General features: G+C 68.6%; 16 protein-coding genes. 6 read left to right on the plus strand and 10 right to left on the minus strand.

Features of this window, described 5'->3' with window-relative positions:
- The first annotated feature begins 7 nt into the window (after nucleotides 1-7).
- On the plus strand, nucleotides 8-2,101 hold the full coding sequence (locus M9799_RS18745) for an acetate--CoA ligase family protein (RefSeq protein ID WP_231043722.1): 2,094 nt from the start codon (nucleotides 8-10) through the stop codon (nucleotides 2,099-2,101).
- A 13-nt stretch (nucleotides 2,102-2,114) separates the two neighbouring features.
- Nucleotides 2,115-2,966, plus strand: coding sequence for an alpha/beta fold hydrolase (locus tag M9799_RS18750; RefSeq protein ID WP_231043721.1), 852 nt, complete (start codon nucleotides 2,115-2,117; stop codon nucleotides 2,964-2,966).
- 27 nt (nucleotides 2,967-2,993) lie between these two features.
- Here M9799_RS18750 and gcvA read toward each other — a convergent pair whose 3' ends face one another.
- The 5 genes from gcvA to M9799_RS18775 form a co-directional block, all read right to left on the minus strand.
- A complete protein-coding gene (gene gcvA / locus M9799_RS18755) occupies nucleotides 2,994-3,890 on the minus strand; it encodes a transcriptional regulator GcvA (RefSeq protein ID WP_231043934.1) in 897 nt (298 codons plus the stop codon).
- Nucleotides 3,891-3,983: 93 nt separating this feature from the next.
- A complete protein-coding gene (locus tag M9799_RS18760) occupies nucleotides 3,984-4,340 on the minus strand; it encodes an H-NS histone family protein (RefSeq protein WP_231043720.1) in 357 nt (118 codons plus the stop codon).
- 79 nt (nucleotides 4,341-4,419) lie between these two features.
- Complete coding sequence (locus M9799_RS18765) at nucleotides 4,420-4,779, minus strand: DOPA 4,5-dioxygenase family protein (RefSeq protein ID WP_231043719.1); 360 nt, start codon at nucleotides 4,777-4,779, stop codon at nucleotides 4,420-4,422.
- Nucleotides 4,780-4,800: 21 nt separating this feature from the next.
- Nucleotides 4,801-5,109 (minus strand): hypothetical protein, encoded by a 309-nt coding sequence (locus M9799_RS18770; RefSeq protein ID WP_231043718.1) that lies wholly within the window; start codon nucleotides 5,107-5,109, stop codon nucleotides 4,801-4,803.
- Nucleotides 5,106-6,170 (minus strand): patatin-like phospholipase family protein, encoded by a 1,065-nt coding sequence (locus M9799_RS18775; RefSeq protein ID WP_231043717.1) that lies wholly within the window; start codon nucleotides 6,168-6,170, stop codon nucleotides 5,106-5,108. Before M9799_RS18775 ends, M9799_RS18770 begins: the two co-directional genes overlap by 4 nt.
- A gap of 270 nt (nucleotides 6,171-6,440) precedes the next feature.
- Here M9799_RS18775 and M9799_RS18780 point away from each other — a divergent pair, with 270 nt between their 5' ends.
- Genes M9799_RS18780 through M9799_RS18795 form a run of 4 tightly spaced genes read left to right on the plus strand, consistent with a single transcriptional unit; the run spans nucleotide 6,441 to nucleotide 10,119 of the window.
- Nucleotides 6,441-7,628: an acyl-CoA dehydrogenase family protein gene (locus M9799_RS18780; RefSeq protein WP_231043716.1), complete on the plus strand. Its 1,188-nt coding sequence runs from the start codon at nucleotides 6,441-6,443 to the stop codon at nucleotides 7,626-7,628.
- Nucleotides 7,625-8,395, plus strand: a complete 771-nt coding sequence (locus M9799_RS18785; protein WP_231043715.1) for an SDR family NAD(P)-dependent oxidoreductase — start codon at nucleotides 7,625-7,627, stop codon at nucleotides 8,393-8,395. The genes M9799_RS18780 and M9799_RS18785 overlap by 4 nt, the downstream gene beginning before the upstream one ends.
- Entirely contained in the window at nucleotides 8,392-9,426 is a 1,035-nt protein-coding gene (locus M9799_RS18790) for a phosphotransferase family protein (protein WP_231043714.1), read from the plus strand. The genes M9799_RS18785 and M9799_RS18790 overlap by 4 nt, the downstream gene beginning before the upstream one ends.
- A gap of 9 nt (nucleotides 9,427-9,435) precedes the next feature.
- On the plus strand, nucleotides 9,436-10,119 hold the full coding sequence (locus M9799_RS18795) for a GntR family transcriptional regulator (RefSeq protein ID WP_231043713.1): 684 nt from the start codon (nucleotides 9,436-9,438) through the stop codon (nucleotides 10,117-10,119).
- A gap of 20 nt (nucleotides 10,120-10,139) precedes the next feature.
- Here the strand turns inward: M9799_RS18795 and M9799_RS18800 are convergent, their stop codons facing one another.
- The 5 genes from M9799_RS18800 to M9799_RS18820 form a co-directional block, all read right to left on the minus strand.
- On the minus strand, nucleotides 10,140-12,236 hold the full coding sequence (locus M9799_RS18800; RefSeq protein ID WP_231043712.1) for an acetate--CoA ligase family protein: 2,097 nt from the start codon (nucleotides 12,234-12,236) through the stop codon (nucleotides 10,140-10,142).
- A gap of 88 nt (nucleotides 12,237-12,324) precedes the next feature.
- Nucleotides 12,325-13,320, minus strand: coding sequence for a tripartite tricarboxylate transporter substrate binding protein (locus tag M9799_RS18805; protein WP_231043711.1), 996 nt, complete (start codon nucleotides 13,318-13,320; stop codon nucleotides 12,325-12,327).
- 48 nt (nucleotides 13,321-13,368) lie between these two features.
- Complete coding sequence (locus M9799_RS18810) at nucleotides 13,369-13,734, minus strand: Zn-ribbon domain-containing OB-fold protein (RefSeq protein WP_231043710.1); 366 nt, start codon at nucleotides 13,732-13,734, stop codon at nucleotides 13,369-13,371.
- A 5-nt stretch (nucleotides 13,735-13,739) separates the two neighbouring features.
- Nucleotides 13,740-14,894: a thiolase family protein gene (locus M9799_RS18815; protein ID WP_231043709.1), complete on the minus strand. Its 1,155-nt coding sequence runs from the start codon at nucleotides 14,892-14,894 to the stop codon at nucleotides 13,740-13,742.
- A 3-nt stretch (nucleotides 14,895-14,897) separates the two neighbouring features.
- On the minus strand, nucleotides 14,898-15,776 hold the full coding sequence (locus M9799_RS18820) for an IclR family transcriptional regulator (protein WP_231043708.1): 879 nt from the start codon (nucleotides 15,774-15,776) through the stop codon (nucleotides 14,898-14,900).
- Nucleotides 15,777-15,838 lie beyond the last annotated feature (62 nt).

Below are 15,838 nucleotides of genomic sequence, written 5' to 3' on the forward strand. Positions count from 1 at the left end.
GCGCACCATGGCCCCATCCACCGCTTCCACCGCGCCCCTCTCCTCCATCTGTCAGCCCCTGCTCTACCCGCGCAGCATCGCCCTGGTCGGCGCCTCGGATGACGTCGGCAAGACCGGGGGCCGCCCCCTGCAGTTCCTGCGCCGCTTGGGGTTCAAGGGCACGATCTATCCCATCAACCCCCACCGGGCCGGAGTCCAGGGCGAAAAGGCGTGGCCCAGCCTGAGCGCACTGCCCGAGGTGCCCGAGCATGTGTTCGTGCTCTCGCCCACGGATTCCGTGGTGCCCACGGTGCGCGAATGCGCCGACCTGGGCGTGAAGCTGGTGACCATTCTGGCCAGCGGCTTTTCCGAAACCGGCGCCGAAGGCGTGCAGCGCGAGGCGGCGCTGCGCACCATCGCGAAAGACAGCGGCATGCGCATCCTGGGCCCGAGCAGCCTGGGCGTGGTGAACCCGGGCAACGGCCTGATGCTCACCGCCAACGCCGCGTTTGCCGAACCCGACATGCCGCGGGGCAACGTGTTCGTCGCCTCGCACAGCGGCAGCATGATCGGCGCGCTGGTCTCGCGCGGCAAGGCACGCGGCGTGGGCTTTGCCGGGCTGGTCTCGGTGGGCAGCGAGGTCGATCTGGGCATCGGCGAGATCTGCCTGGCCACTCTGGACGACCCGGCCATCGAGGGCTATGTGCTGTTCCTGGAAAGCCTGCGCCACGGCGACGCGATCCAGGCCTTTGCGCGGGAAGCAGCAAAACGCGGCAAGCCCGTCGTGGCCTACAAGCTGGGCCGCTCCAGCGCCGCCGCCGAGATGGCCATGACGCACACCGGGGCCCTCGCCGGCGAGGATGACATCGCCGACGCGTTCCTCAAGGATCTGGGCGTGGTGCGCGTGGAAATGCTCGAAACCCTGTTCGAGGTTTTCCCCCTGGCACGCAAAATTCCGCTGGCCAGGCAAGGCGGCAAGCGCGTGGGCGTGGTGACCACGACCGGCGGCGGCGCGGCCATGGTGGTCGACCAGCTCGGCATCCGCGATGTCACCGTGCAGCCGGTGTCCCCCGAGACGCTGGTGAAGCTGCAGGCCGCGGGCATTCCCGGCAGCGCCGGCCGCGTGCTCGACCTGACGCTGGCCGGCACCAGGTACGAGGTGATGAAGAAGGCGCTCGATATCCTGCTGGAAGCGCCCGAGTTCGACCTGGTGGTGGCAGTGGTGGGATCGTCCGCGCGTTTCAACCCGGATCTGGCCGTCAAGCCCATCATCGACAGCGCCGGCCATGCCAAGCCGCTGCTGGCGATGCTGGTGCCGGACGCGCCCCAGGCGCTGGCGCAGCTCACGCAGGCGCAGATCCCCTGCTTTCGCTCGCCCGAAGCCTGCGCGGATGCGATTGCCTCGGTGTTCGCGCGCCGCATGCCGGGCACGCAGGCCGCGGTGCGCGCGCCTGGCGACCCGGCCCGCCTGGCGGCCCTGAGCGAAGCCCGAGCCTACGAGTTGCTCGACACGCTGCAGGTGCCGCATGCGCCGGCCGTGACCTTCGATATCGCCACGCCGCCCGCCACGCTGCCCTTCGACTATCCCGTGGTCGCCAAGCTCTGCTCGGCGCAGATTCCGCACAAGACCGAGGTCGGCGGCGTGGTGCTGGGCATACAGGATGCGCAGCAGCTGAGCGAGGCCTTTGCCACGCTGCGCCGCAACCTGCACGAACGTGCTCCCGGCATGGAGTGCAGCGAGGTGCTGGTGCAGCCCATGCGCCGCGGCCTGGCCGAAGTGCTGGTCGGCTACCGCGTCGATGCCGATGCGGGCCCGGTCATCATGCTGGCCGCGGGCGGGATCTGGGCCGAGGTCATGCGCGACCGCAGCATCCGCCTGGCGCCGGTGAGCGTGCAGAGGGCGCGCGATATGATCGGCGAGGTCAAGATGCTGCAGACCGTCTCCGGCCTGCGCGGCAAGCCCCGCGGCGACCTCGAGGCCCTGGCGCAGGCCATTGCCAGCCTGTCGCAGCTCGCGCTGCAGCCGGCGCTGCAGGTCAGCGAAGCCGAAGTCAACCCGCTGATGGTCATGCCCGAGGGACAGGGCGTCATGGCGGTGGACGCGCTGATCATGAAAGCCTGAGGAAAACCGCCCGATGCAATTTCCACCCCACGAGGCCGAAGCCGCCGCCACGCTGGTTGCCGCCTGCGACGCCCGCGCAACGCACCATGCCCTCGACCTCGGAGGCTGCGAGACCCGCTGGCGCGAATGGGGCGAGGGCACGCCGCTGGTGCTGATCCATGGCGGCCACGGCTCCTGGATGCACTGGATCCGCAACATCGAGGCGCTGGCGCTGCACTTTCGCGTGATCGTGCCCGATCTCGCGGGCTTCGGCGACTCGGAGGACTTCGCGCTGGACGCCCATGACCCGGCGCGCCTTTCGCAGCTGGTGCGCAGCCTGCGCCTGGGCGTGGAGCATCTGGCGCCCGCGGGCCCGCTGCACCTTGCCGGATTTTCCTTTGGCGGCGCGGTGGCCGGCCTGCTGGCGCCGCAGCTGCCGCGCCTGCAGCGTCTGGCGCTGCTGGGCTGCGCCGGCCACGGCGGCAGGCGCCGCGACCGGGGGCCGCTGCTCGACTGGCGTGCGCAGGCTGGAGCCCAGCGCTGGCAGGCCCTGCAGCAGAACCTCGAGGCCTTCATGCTGTCCGGTCCAGCCGATGCGATGGCGCTGTATGTGCACGGCCAGTCCTGTGAACGCACGCGCTTTCGCAGCAAGGCCTTTTCGCGCAGTCCTTTGCTGCTCGAAACGCTGCAGCAGGTCGATCAGCCCGTGCTCATGGTCTGGGGTGACGACGATGTCACGGCCGTTCCGGCCGAAGCCGCGCAGGCCCTGGCCCAGGACAAGCCCACGCGCGACTGGACCCTTGTGGCCGGCGCCGGCCACTGGGTGCAGTACGAGCGGCCCGAGGCCATCAATACCCTGCTGACCAGCTGGCTCAAGGCGGCATGACATTCCCGGCAGGCCGGGAGGAGTTCCTCACTGCAGCGCAATCTGCTCCAGCATCCAGTCGCGGAAGGCCGTGACCTTGGAAGACTGGCGCTGCAGCTGCGGGCGCACCAGATAGTAGGAAGCCCCGGTGCGCACCGGCAGATGGAAAGGCGACACCAGCTTGCGGCTCTTGAGATCGTCCACCAGCAGGGCGGTCTGGCCAATGGCGATCCCGAGGCCGTCCACCGCCGCCTGCCAGGTCAGCACCGAGCTGCTGAAACGCATGGACTCGGTGCCCTGCAGTTCCTGCTCGTAGCGGCACAGCCGTCCCCAGGTACTCCAGTCCCTGGGCCGGTAATGCGAGATCAGCAGCCGGGTTCTCAGCAGCGACTGCGGATATTCGGCCTCGGGCGCGTGCCGCTGGAAGAATTCCGGGCTGCATACCGGCTCGATCACGTCTTCGAACAGGAAATCCACTTCCTTGCCCGGCCAGGCACCGTTGCCCATTTGTATGGCCAGATCGACCATGTCGCGGTCGAAGTCCACGTCATTCACCGAGTTGGTGATCACCACCGCGATATCCGGATGGCGCTGGTTGAAGCAGGCCAGCCGGGGTATCAGCCACTTCGCGGCAAAGGTGGTGTAGGTCTGGATGCGCAGCTTGCGGTCCGAACCGCTGCGCATGATCTCGGTGGTGGCCCCGGCAATCGCATCCATGGCCGGCGACACCTCCTGCGCGTAGCGCAATCCCGCCTGCGTCAGCACGATCCCGTGGCGCTCGCGCCTGAAGAGCTCGATGCCGAGATAGGACTCCAGCACATGCAGCTGCTTGCTCACCGCCGACTGGCTGATATTCAATTCCTTGGCCGCCTGGGTGAGGTTCCGGGTGCGCGCGACCACATGGAATACTTTGAGCGGATTGAGCGGCGGCAGTCGCATGGATATCCAGGATTGTATGCAGCACCGTGAATTCGAGGCGCGGCCGCAGCGCCCGCGGCGGCCTGCGGCGGTACATCCGCCTGCGCTGCAGTGCGCGACTCAGCGGGCCGAGCGGGCCGCCGCCTGTGCCGCCATCTCCGCCAGATAGGGCCCGTCCTGACGCGGCTCGGGCTCGGACGCAGGCTGGATCAGGAACTGGTCGCGGTCCTTGCCCGCGATCCATGCCGGCGGCTTGCCGCGGCCGGACCAGGTGGCGCCCGACTTGGGCTCCAGATATTTGCCCGGCACATGCGCCTTGGGCGCCTTCCAGGGGAATACCTGCTGCGCGGTGAAGCCGAACTCGGCAATCAATTCATGCACCTGCTTGAGCGCCTGCGCCTCTGCCACCTTTTTTTCCTGGGCAATGGCTTTTTCAATGGCTGCGCGCTCGGCGAGCAATTCCTTCAAACTTTTCATGGGGACTTGGCTGTCTTGCAAGAATGCAATGGAGAAAACGTCAATGGGCCAGCAGTGATTGCAAGGCTCTGCAACTGCTTCAGTTCTTGGCACCAAACAATGCCAGGTCCAGAATGTGCGATTTTCCGATCCACAGCGCGTGGTCACGGTGGTCGCGCAGACCGTCCCCGGTATTGGGATGCACGAAGACGTCGAGCATACCGTGGTGCAGCACCAGCCACTCGAGAACTGAAAGAAAATCTTGTGACTGAATGCGCAGCTGGAAACTCCACATCGGATGCGGGCCGACCGGCTTCTCATGGAAACGGCCTATTTCCACCTGAGCGGCCAGATGCTGGCCAATGGCCTCGCGCAGCGCCCAGGCCGGTGCGCGGCTGGCGGCGTCGAAATAGACATGGGCATGCCAGTCGTGAATGGCAGTAGAAATCAGGGCACTCATGGTATTGGAATAATTAATCCATCAAAGCATTTGAACCGCTGAAACCCGAATCACCAATTCGCGCTGCACAAAGCGTTTTTCCAACTGGCGCCTATATTCGGCCCACCAGTGGCGGTCGAGCTGGTCGACCATTACCTCATACACCACGATTTCATCGCGGAAAACGCGTTCCCCATCCTCCATCCAGAGTCCGGTGGCCGGCGCCTGGGCATAGGCCGTCAGTCCGCCATGTTTCTCGATCAGCTCCGACCGAATGGCAGCGTACTGCTCGCGTGGAAATGCCTGCCCCGCATTGTCGTAGAGCGGCAGCAGCAGTTGGACGAGGTTCATGTCTGCAGTCCGCCGCATGCCATCTGGGCCGCGCCGCCGACGCCGGGCTGCGCATAGGGCCGCAGATAATGCGCGTCCACATCGATGGACGACTGCCGCCCCAGCTTGGTGCCATGCTCGGCAAGCCACGCCTCGCAGGCGCGCCGTCCGTCCTGGCGCAGCATCTCGAAGAGGTTGCGGTCGACGGTGCGCTTGACCGACGGCTCCTTGCCCAGCGGCGCCGCGGGCTGTGCCGGCATGCTCACGGCATGCAGGCGGATATCGGCGCCGGGCGCATGGCGGTTGACCGTCTGCAGCGCCGCCAGCTCCGCCACCAGGCCGTTGATGGAAGTGATCTCGTTGATGCGGTTGAGGATGTTCTTGGCCGACATCGGCGTCTCGGCGCGATGCGGGGGAATCAGCTCGACCAGCAGGATGTCGGTATCGTGCCTGCCCTCGTACAGCGGCCAGAGATAGGGATTGGCGACGTAGCTGCCGTCCCAATAATCCTCGCCCTCGATGCGTACCGCCTGGTAGACCAGCGGCGCGCAGGCGGAGGCGAGAATCGCGTCCAGGCTCAGCTCGGCCGGCCCGAACACGCGCCCCTTGCCGGTCTGCACGTGCACCGCGTTGACATGCACGCGCGGCGCGGCGCCGTCCTGTCGCAGCAGTTCCACGTCGACCACGCCATCGAGGATGGCGCGCAGCGGCGCCATGCCCAGGGGATTGGCCTGGTAAGGCGATATGAGGGGATGCAGGTCGTCCCACAGCCCCAGGCTGCCGGGCTTGCGCAGCGGCAGCATCAGGAAGGTCATGATCGAGCCGGCCAGCGCCACCTGGTTCCACAGCGAGGCCAGATGCTCCTGGGCCGCCTTCCTGCCGCCGCGCGCCAGTCCGGTGGCGAGCACGGCGCCGTTCAGGGCGCCGGCGCTGGTGCCGCTGATGCGCCCGATGTCGATGTGTTCCTCCTCCAGCAGGCGGTCCAGCACGCCCCAGGTGAAGGCGCCCAGTGCGCCGCCGCCCTGCAGCGCCAGATCGAGTTGCAAGCGTGGACGAGAAATGCGTGGCTGGCGTTTTTCCATGGAGCCTCCTGCCCGAGCAGCGTGTAGGTGACGTTTCTCCACCGGCCCGGCCAGGCGCTAGGCTCGATGTCCTTGGGACTTTTAATGCACTGTGCCGCTGCTCGCTGTAGGACATGAGGATGCAAGCCAGCCACGTGGTGTCCGGCACCATTTTTAGCAGCTAAAAAGCAATCTCGCAGCCAGGCGCGAAGGATGTCACATCGGGCACACCCCTGCGTATTGCAGGACCATATCATCCTACAAAATCGTCTCGATACCCAGTGAGGTCCCATGAACTTCCAACTTCCTCCCGAGATCGCCGAGCTGCAGCAACGCACGCGGCGCTTCATTGCCGAGCAGGTCATTCCGCTGGAAACCAGCGAGACCCATTCGGGGCATGGCCCCAGCCCTGAATTGCGCGCCGAGCTGGTGGCGCGCGCGCGGGCCGCGGGTCTGCTGACGCCGCACGCGTCGAAGGAAATGGGCGGCCTGGGCCTGAGCCATGTGGCCAAGGCCGCCGTGTTCGAGGAAGCCGGCTATTCCTGGCTCGGCCCCACGGCGCTGAACATCCACGCGCCCGACGAAGGCAACATCCATCTGATGGAGGAAGTGGCAACGCCCGCGCAAAAGGAGCGCTGGCTGCGCCCGCAGGTCGAGGGCCGCACGCGCTCGTGCTTCGCCATGACCGAGCCCTCCCCCGGCGCGGGCGCCGATCCGTCGATGCTGGCCACCACCGCGGTGCGCGACGGCGACGAGTACCTCATCAGCGGCACCAAGTGGTTCATCACCGGCGCCGAGGGCGCGGACTACGTGATCATCATGGCGCGCATGGAGGACGGCTCGGCCACCATGTTCCTGAGCGACATGGACCGTCCGGAGATCGTGCTCGAGCGCAGCATGGATGCGATGGACGCCTGTTTTGCCGGCGGCCATGGCGTGCTGCGCTTCAACAACCTGCGCGTGCCCGCCAGCGATGTGCTGGGCGAGGTCGGCAAGGGCTTTCGCTATGCCCAGGTGCGGCTCGCGCCGGCGCGCCTCACGCACTGCATGCGCTGGCTGGGCCAGGCGCGGCGCGCCCACGACATCGCGCTGGACTATGTGCGCAAACGCCAGGCCTTCGGCAAGCCGCTGGCCGAGCACGAGGGCGTGGGCTTCATGCTGGCCGACAACGACATGGACCTGCAGACCGCGCGCCTGCACATCTGGCACACGGCCTGGCTGCTGGACCAGGGCGAGAAAGGCAACTTCGAATCGAGCCGCGCCAAGGTGGTCTGCTCCGAGGCCGAGTGGCGCGTCGTGGACCGCTGCGTGCAGATGCTCGGCGGCCAGGGCGTGACGATGGAGACCCCGGTCATGCGCATCTTCATGGACATGCGCGCCTTCCGCATCTATGACGGCCCGAGCGAGGTGCACCGCTGGAGCATGGCGCGCAAGCTGGTGCACATGGCCGAGAAGGCCGCCGCGGGAGCCCACGCATGAGCGCCGCCGAGCTTTTCAGCCTGCAGGGCAAGCGGGTGCTGGTGACCGGCGCGTCGAGCGGCCTGGGCATGCATTTCGCGAAGCTGCTGGCCGGCGCGGGCGCGCAGGTGGCGGTGGCCGCGCGGCGCACCGACAAGCTGCAGTCGCTGGTCGAGGAGATCACCCGGGCCGGCGGCGCGGCGCGCGCCTATGCGCTGGACGTGGGCCGGGCGCAAAGCGTCAGGGACTGTTTCGATGCGATCGGCGAATGGGGCGTGCCGGATGTGGTCGTCAACAACGCCGGCGTCACGGTGACGCGCGCGCTGCTCGAGCAGACCGAGGAGGACTTCGACCAGGTGCTGGACACCAACCTCAAGGGCAACTGGCTCGTGGCGACCGAGGGCGCGCGGCGCATGGTGGCGGCCGGCAAGGGCGGCGCCATCGTCAACGTGGCCTCGATCCTGGGCGCGCGCGTGGGCGGCGGTGTCGCGCCCTATGCGATCTCCAAGGCCGGCGTGATCCAGGCGACCAAGGCGATGGCGCTCGAGCTGGCGCGCCACGGCATCCGCGTGAATGCGCTGCTGCCGGGCTATGTGGCGACCGAGCTCAACCGCGAATTCCTGGAAAGCCCGGCGGGCGAGAAGCTGCGCCTGCGCATTCCCAGCCGTCGTTTCGGCCAGCTGACGGACCTCGACGGTCCGCTGCTGCTTCTCGCCTCCGACGCCGGCGCCGCGATGACGGGCGCCTGCGTGGCGGTCGATGGCGGCCATCTGGTGAGCGGACTATGAGCGATAACAACCATGGGTTGGCGCTGGAGGCGCTGACGGACTATCTGCGCGCGCAGGGGCTGGCGGGCGGCACGCCGCTGCAGGTCAGCGTGCTGGCCGGCGGCCAGTCGAATCCCACCTTCCGCATCCAGGCCGGCGCCGGCCGCGACTATGTGCTGCGCAAGAAGCCCGCGGGCGCGCTGCTGGCCTCGGCCCACGCCATCGACCGCGAATACCGCGTGATGCGGGCGCTCGAAGGCACCGAGGTACCGGTGCCGCGCATGCTCGGCTATTGCGAGGACGCGAGCCTGCTGGGCACGCCCTTCTATGTCATGGAATTCCTGCCCGGCAGGACCTTGATGGACCAGGCCCTGCCCGGCATGTCGAATGCCGAGCGCGAAGCGATCTACCGCGAGATGAACCGCGTGATCGCGGCACTGCATGCGCTGGACCATCAGGCGCTGGGGCTCGGGGACTATGGCAAGCCCGGCAACTACGTCGGCCGCCAGATCGCGCGCTGGACGCGCCAGTGCCGCGAATCGGCCGTGCCGGTCAATGACGCGATGCAGCGGCTGATGGACTGGCTGCCCGCGCATCTGCCGCCGGGTGATGCCACCACGCTGGTGCATGGCGACTACCGGCTCGACAACCTGATCTTCGATGCGAAGGAGCCGCGGGTCATTGGCGTGCTGGACTGGGAGCTGTCCACGCTGGGCGATCCGCTGGCGGACCTGGCCTACCAGTGCATGGGCTGGCGCATTCCGCACAGCCTGTGGCGCGGCATCGGCGGCGTGGATCTGGCGGCGCTGGGCATCCCGCAGGAGCGCGAGTACGTGCGCTGGTATGCCGAGGCCACGGGGCGCGACGCCAGCGCGCATTGGGATTTCTACATCGCCTACAACCTGTTCCGCATGGCGGCCATCCTCTACGGCATCGCCCAGCGCGCGGCCGACGGCAGCGCCGCGGCGGCCGATGCCGTGGAGACCGGGCGCAAGGCCGGACCGCTGGCGGAACTGGGCTGGCAGGCGGCACAGCGCCACCAGGCCCGGTAAAATCCCGCGATGTCCACTACCCTTGCCGATGCCAGCGCCGCCTTGCGCCAGGAGCCTGCCAGCGCCTCGGACAGTGTCTTCTTCGGCGTCGTCAACGCGCTCGAGGCCCAGGAGCTGGTGCCCGGCCAGCGGCTGGTGGAGATGGAGCTGGCCAGCCACTACGGCGTGGGCCGCAATTCGGTGCGCGAGGCGCTGCAGCGGCTGGAAGCCGAAGGCATCGTCGATCTGTTTCGCAACCGCGGCGCGGCCGTGCGGCTGCTGACCCTGCAGCAGACGCTGGACGTGCTGGACGTCGCCGAGCGCATGACCGGGCTGCTGGCGCGCACCGCGGCGCGCGGGCTGGCCGATGCAGCGCAGGGCGCGCCCCTCGCTGCCGCCCTGGAGCAGCTTGCGCAAGCGGATGCCGCCGAGGATGCCGATGGCTTCGCGCGCGGGCGGCGCCATTTCTACCGCGCGCTGCTGGCGCTGTCGGGCAGCGCCGAGCTGCAGCGGCTGTTTCCGGCGATCCAGATGCCCATCGTCTATGCGCAATACCGGCTGCCGGGCCTGCAGAAGCTGCGGCTGCGCGACTACCAGGCCATTGCCCGGGCGGTGCTGGCGGGCGCGCAGGACCAGGCCGATGCCGCCGGCATGGCGCATGTGGGCCATGTGCGCGCGCTGGTGCTGCGCAAGGCGGGGCAAACCAAGGCCTGAGCCTTGGGGCCCGCCTGGGCTCACTCGGCGCCGCTTCCCAGCTCGACCAGCGCATCCACCACCAGCGCCCCCTTGCCGCGCGCGCCGACCATCACCGGGTTCAGGTCCAGCGAGGCAATGCGCCCGCGCGCTCCGGCAATCACATTGCCCACCGCCACCGCCATCTCGGACAGTGCCGCGACATCGAGTGCCGGGTCACCGCGCACCCCTTCCAGCAGCGGCGCGATGCGTAACCCGCGCAGCGCCTGCTGCACCTCCTGGGCGCTGAACGGCGGCAGCAGCACCGCGCAGTCCTTGAGCGCCTCGACGTACTTGCCGCCGTCGCCAACAACGACCACCGGGCCGAACACCGGGTCCCAGCGCGCGCCGATCATGAATTCATGCTGGCCTCTGTGCATCGCGGCGACGATCACGCCGTCGCGCGCCACCTGCATGCTGTCCATCTTCCGCCAGAACTGCGTGAACAGCTCGCCCGCCTGTTCGCGCGAGGCCACGTCCAGCGCCACCAGCCCATGCTCGGACTTGTGCGGCACCTCGGCCGAGCAGGCCTTCACCACGACCGGGCCGCCGATCGCATCGAAGGCCTCGCGGGCCTCCTCGGCGCTCTTGCACAGCCGCATGCCAATGGTCGGCACGCCATGCCGCGCCAGCAGCTCCAGGCTTTGCGCTTCGTTGAGGAAACCGTCGCCAGCATCGGCCGGCAGCTCCACGGCAGCCAGGTCACCGGCCTGTGCGCGCGGCCGCCGCATCAGCGCGGTGTGGTCCGCCACCTGCGCCAGCACACCCAGGGCGTCGCCTTCATTGGGAAAGGTGGCAACGCTCTGGGCATGGAAGGCGGCGGCCACCGATTCCTGCCACGCCGCCACCGCCACCGGCTTGCCAGCCGCGAGCTCGAAGGCCGCCGTGTCGCGCGCGAACTGCTCCACGTCGTAGCCGGCGCCGGCCACCGGAATGTTGATGAAGAACATGTCGGCCGCCGGGTCGCTGGCCACCGCTGGCAGCACATCGCTGAACAGGCCGCTGTTCGACAGCAGCGCCGCCGTGATGTCGATGGGATTGTGCGTGGTGGCGAAACCCGGCAGCTTGGCCGCCACGGCCTGCTGCGTGGCCGGCGACAGCTCGGCCAGCGGCAGGCGCACGTCGTCGGCGGCGTCCGCGCCCATCACGCAGCTCGCGCCCGAGTTGCTGATCACCACCAGGCGCCGGCCCTCGGGCCGCCAGCCCTTGAGGTAGGCCTGCGCCGCGCGCGCCTGCTCGTGCGGATCGCGCACGCGCCAGATGCCGTGGTGCCTGAAGAAGGCATCGACCGTGCGGTCCTCGTTGGCCAGCGAGCCGGTGTGCGAGGAGGCGGCGCGCTGGCCGCCGGCCGTGCGCCCGGCCTTGATGGCGATGATCGGCACGTCGCGCTCGCGCGCCACGGCGGCGGCCCGCGCCAGCAGCTCGGGGCGGGCGATGTTCTCCAGATAGAGCAGCAGCAACTTCACATCCGGGTCGTGCGCCACCGCCAGCGCCAGCTCGCCCACGGTGACATCGGCCTCGTTGCCCGTGGCATGCACATGGCGCACGCCCAGGCCGCGGCCGCGCAGCAGCCCGTAGCTCATGGCGCTCATGCCGCCGCTCTGGCTGACGATGCCGATCGGCCCGTCCATCGGCGGCACCTCCAGGAACATGGTGGAGAAGCCGGCAATCGCGCCGGTGCCGAAGTTCGCCAAACCCTGGGTGTTGGGGCCGTACAGGCGCATGCCGGCGCCGCGCGCCACGCCCAGCATGTGGCGCTCGAGCTCCTTGCCCTGCTCTCCGGTCTCGCCAAATCCCGAGGCGATGATGACGGCGGACTTCACGCCGCGCGCGGCGCACTCCTCCACCGTGCGCACCGCCTGCTCGCCGCTCACCACCACCAGCGCCAGCTCGGGCACTTCGGGCAGGTCGGCCAGCGTGGCGTAGGCGGTGCGGCCCTGGATTTCCGGGCGGTTCGGGTTGATCGGATAGATGCTGCCCTGGAAGCCGTACTTCTGCATGTAGTAGATGGGCCGGCCGCCGATCTTGTGGATGTTGTCGGAGGCGCCGACGATGGCGACCGAGCGCGGGTCGAGTGCGGTTTGGAGGAGGTCCGTCATGTGCTGGGGTTCGTTGGGGGTTGTCTTGGAGCGCAGCCAGCCATCGGGCCTGCCCAGGCCCCGCTGCCGGCTGCGTCGATGCGCTGGATCAGTCGAGCTTGGCGCCCGAAGCCTTGGCCACCTTGGCCCATTTCTCGACCTCGCTCTGGACGAAGCTGTTGAAGTTGGCGGGCGTGTTCCACTGCGCCGCAAAGCCCTGCGCATCGAAGCGCTGCTTCACGTCAGGCGACTCGAGCACCTTCTTCAGCTCGGCATTGAGCCTGTCGATGACTTCCCTGGGCGTGCCGGCCGGCGCCATCAGGCCGTTCCAGGCAATCGCCTCGAAGCCGGGCAGATCGGATTCCGCCACCGTGGGAATGTCGGGTGCGCTGGGCGAGCGCTGGGCGCTGGTGACGGCGATCGCCTTGAGCTTGCCGCCCTTGACGAAGGGCATGGCGGACAGCATGGTGTCGAACATCACGTCGGCCTGCCCGCTCATCACGTCGGTGAGCGCCGGGGCGCTGCCCTTGTAGGGGATGTGGTTCATCTTCACGCCGGCCATGGCGTTGAACAGCTCCGCCGACAGATGCGTCGACTGGCCATTGCCCGAGGAGGCGTAGTTGATGCCGCCGCTCTTGGTCTTCGCCAGCGCGATCAGCTCCTTCACGTTGCTTGCCGCGAGGCTGGGCGTGGCAACGATCACCAGCGGCCCGGCGGTGAGCTGCGAGATCGGCGCCAGGTCCTTGGTGATGGAATAGCCGAGCTTGGAGAACAGCGAGGGGTTGATCGCATGCGCGGTGGTCGCCACCACCAGCGTGTAGCCATCGGCGGGGCTGCGCGCCACGGCCTCGGCGCCCAGGTTGCCGCCCGCGCCCGGCCGGTTCTCGATGACCATGGATTGCCCCAGGCGCTCGGAGAGTTTCTGCGCCACGACGCGCGCCACGATATCGGTGGGCCCGCCCGGCGGATAGGGCACGACCAGCTTGATCGGCTTGTTGGGATAGTCGCTGCCGGCATGCGCCAGCGGCGCGCACAGCAGCGTTGCCAGGGCAGCGCCGGCCAGCCAGAAGGCGCGGCGCGAAGGCGAATAAATAGCGAATGGCATGTCTTGTCTCCTTGGGTTCTTATGGATGAGCAAAGCCGGGGAAATCGTCTATTCGATCGCAGCGAAGCGCACCAGCGTGCGCTCCTGGTGCCTGAAGAAATGCGCCTTCACGCGGGTGCCGATGGCGATGCCGGCATCGGCATGCCCCATCAGGCGCGGGCCCTCGTCGAGCTCGGCGATCACCAGCGTGTAGGGTGCCAGCGCGCGGAAGGCATCGGAAGGCGCGCGCGAGACCACCGCCGCGGCGCGCACGGTGGCAGCGCCGCTCGCATCGAGCCATTCGAGCGCCTGGCTGCCGCACTCCTGGCAGGCATGGCGCGCCAGCGTCTGCGCCTGGCCGCACTGCAGGCAATGCTGGTAACGCACGACCTGCGCATCGAGGCCGTCGACAAAGGGTTTGGAAAGGGCTGCCATGCTGATCACTCCTCGCGTGCCAGAACCAGACTCACATGCGAGGACATCACGCCGCCATCGGCATGGATGAACGCGCGCGAAGGCGTCTTCGCCAGTTGGCGCTCGCCGGCCTGGCCGCACATCTGGCGCCAAGCCTCCACCACATGCGCCATGCCCCCGGCCACGCCGCAGTGCCCATAGGACAGCAGCCCGCCGTGCGTGTTCAGCGGCTGCGCCCCGTCGCGCGAGAAATGCCCCGCGCGCAGCAGCTCGGCCGCGCCGGCGCGGGGCGCGAAGCCGATTTCCTCGAGCAGCATCACCAGCGTGATGGTGAAGGAGTCGTAGACGCCGAGATAGTCGAAATCGGCCGGCGCCATGCCCGCCTCCCTGAGCGCCTGCCGCGCGGCATGGCCGGCGCCGCACTGCAGCACGTCGGCCATGGCCGTGAGGTGCTGGTGGCGGTGCGCCTGGCCCGCGCCGACAAGGCGCACGGCGCCCTGCGCACCCGGGGTGGCGGAGACGACCAGCGCCATTGCGCCGTCCGAGATCGGGCAGCAGTCCAGCAGCGTCAGCGGCGCCGCGATCGGCTTGCTGGCCAGCACGTCCTGCACGCCGATGGGCTCGCGCAGATGGGCGCCGGGATGCATCGCGGCATGGCGGCGCATCAGCACCGCGAACCCGGCCAGGTCCTCGCTGGTGACGCCCGTGCGGTGCATGTATTCGGAGGCCATCAGCCCGTAGTACGCCGGCACCGAAGCGCCGTTGGGCACCTCGTAGTCGGGATCGCCGACCTGCGCCAGCGTCTGGATCGAGCTGTCGCGCGACTGCCCCGACAGCCGGTTCTCGCCCGCCACCACCAGCACGTTGCGGCAGCGCCCCGAGCGCACCAGCTCGCGCGCCGCCATCAGCATCGCCGCGCCGGTGGCGCCGCCCAGCTGTATGCTGTGCGCATAGTCGGGCTTGAGCGCGAAGCGTTCGCAGAACAGCGTGGCCAGCATCAGATGCGGCAGCGTCGTCGCGTAGCCGCAAAGCACGCCGTCGATCTCGGCATGCTCCAGCCGGGCGCTGGACAGCGCCTGCGCGCTGGCCTGGGCCATGAGATCGAGCGCCCCCTGCCCCTCGTGGCGGCCAAAGGCCGTGCCACCCGCGCCGCGCAGATAGGACTGCGGGTATGTGGTCATGGATCAGTCTCCTGTCTTCTTGGTTCTTTGGGCGGGTGCCCTGGGTTTCGTCGCGGTTTGCCCGGCGCCCGCACCGGCCGCTTCCGCCCAGCGCACCTGGCAGATGCGCGCTTCGTGCTGCAGCGCCTGCGCCAGCTGCGCCTCGCGCGAAAGAATGCGTTCGTTGAGCGCCGCAATGCTGATGGCCGCCACCGGCTTGCCATCGGGCGCGAAGATCGGCGCGGCGATGCCGCCCATGCGCTCCACAACGACGTCCAGCAGCACGGCGTAGCCTTTCTCGCGCGCCTGGTCGATGCGCTCGTGCAGCAACTTCGCGTCGATGCGCGGATAGCGCTGCAGCTGGGTGAGCAGCACCTCCAGCGCCGCCTCGCGCTCGGCCTGCGGCATCCAGGCCAGCAACGCCAGGCTGCCCGCCCCCACGCCCAGCGGCCGGCGGCTGCCCACGCGCAGGTAGTTGGCGCGTATCGGGTAGCTGCCCTCTTCGACCTCGATGCACAGCGACTCGATGCCGCTCGGGATCGACAGCACCACGCTGTCCTCGAACTGGCCGACCAGCCGCATGACGCTGGGCCGCACCAGCGGCCGCGGATCGAAGCGCCGCAGCGCCGCCGCGCCCAGCACCATCAGCTCGGGCCCGAGCGCGAACTGCTTGCTGGCCGGGTCGCGCACGACAAAGCCGTCGCGCACCAGCATCTCCAGCAATCGCAGCGCCGTGGCCTTGTCCAGGTCGGCGGCGGCGGCGATATCCGTCAGCCGGGTATTGGTGCCCTCGGACATGACGCGCAGCACGCGCATGGCACGCTCGACTGACGAAATGCTGCTGCCGGGCAGCCGGGTCATGATCGACTTCTTGCGCTCCGGGGCTTTCTCCTGCACAGGCATCCTTGTTTCTTGGAATGAAACCGTGTTGATGGAAAAAATATAGGGCCCGCGCCATGGCAGGT

Origin of the sequence: Comamonas endophytica, assembly GCF_023634805.2 — a bacterium.
GTDB classification, from domain to species: Bacteria; Pseudomonadota; Gammaproteobacteria; order Burkholderiales; family Burkholderiaceae_C; genus Comamonas; species Comamonas endophytica.

Coding starts and splice junctions, on each gene's coding strand:
- M9799_RS18805 (WP_231043711.1), bottom strand. CDS start 13,320: ATGCCATTCGCTATTTATTCGCCTTCGCGCCGCGCCTTCTGGCTGGCC.
- M9799_RS18815 (WP_231043709.1), bottom strand. CDS start 14,894: ATGACCACATACCCGCAGTCCTATCTGCGCGGCGCGGGTGGCACGGCC.
- M9799_RS18760 (WP_231043720.1), bottom strand. CDS start 4,340: ATGAAAAGTTTGAAGGAATTGCTCGCCGAGCGCGCAGCCATTGAAAAA.
- M9799_RS18810 (WP_231043710.1), bottom strand. CDS start 13,734: ATGGCAGCCCTTTCCAAACCCTTTGTCGACGGCCTCGATGCGCAGGTC.
- M9799_RS18780 (WP_231043716.1), top strand. CDS start 6,441: ATGAACTTCCAACTTCCTCCCGAGATCGCCGAGCTGCAGCAACGCACG.
- M9799_RS18820 (WP_231043708.1), bottom strand. CDS start 15,776: ATGCCTGTGCAGGAGAAAGCCCCGGAGCGCAAGAAGTCGATCATGACC.
- M9799_RS18765 (WP_231043719.1), bottom strand. CDS start 4,779: ATGAGTGCCCTGATTTCTACTGCCATTCACGACTGGCATGCCCATGTC.
- M9799_RS18745 (WP_231043722.1), top strand. CDS start 8: ATGGCCCCATCCACCGCTTCCACCGCGCCCCTCTCCTCCATCTGTCAG.
- M9799_RS18775 (WP_231043717.1), bottom strand. CDS start 6,170: ATGGAAAAACGCCAGCCACGCATTTCTCGTCCACGCTTGCAACTCGAT.
- M9799_RS18750 (WP_231043721.1), top strand. CDS start 2,115: ATGCAATTTCCACCCCACGAGGCCGAAGCCGCCGCCACGCTGGTTGCC.
- M9799_RS18785 (WP_231043715.1), top strand. CDS start 7,625: ATGAGCGCCGCCGAGCTTTTCAGCCTGCAGGGCAAGCGGGTGCTGGTG.
- M9799_RS18800 (WP_231043712.1), bottom strand. CDS start 12,236: ATGACGGACCTCCTCCAAACCGCACTCGACCCGCGCTCGGTCGCCATC.
- M9799_RS18795 (WP_231043713.1), top strand. CDS start 9,436: ATGTCCACTACCCTTGCCGATGCCAGCGCCGCCTTGCGCCAGGAGCCT.
- M9799_RS18790 (WP_231043714.1), top strand. CDS start 8,392: ATGAGCGATAACAACCATGGGTTGGCGCTGGAGGCGCTGACGGACTAT.
- M9799_RS18770 (WP_231043718.1), bottom strand. CDS start 5,109: ATGAACCTCGTCCAACTGCTGCTGCCGCTCTACGACAATGCGGGGCAG.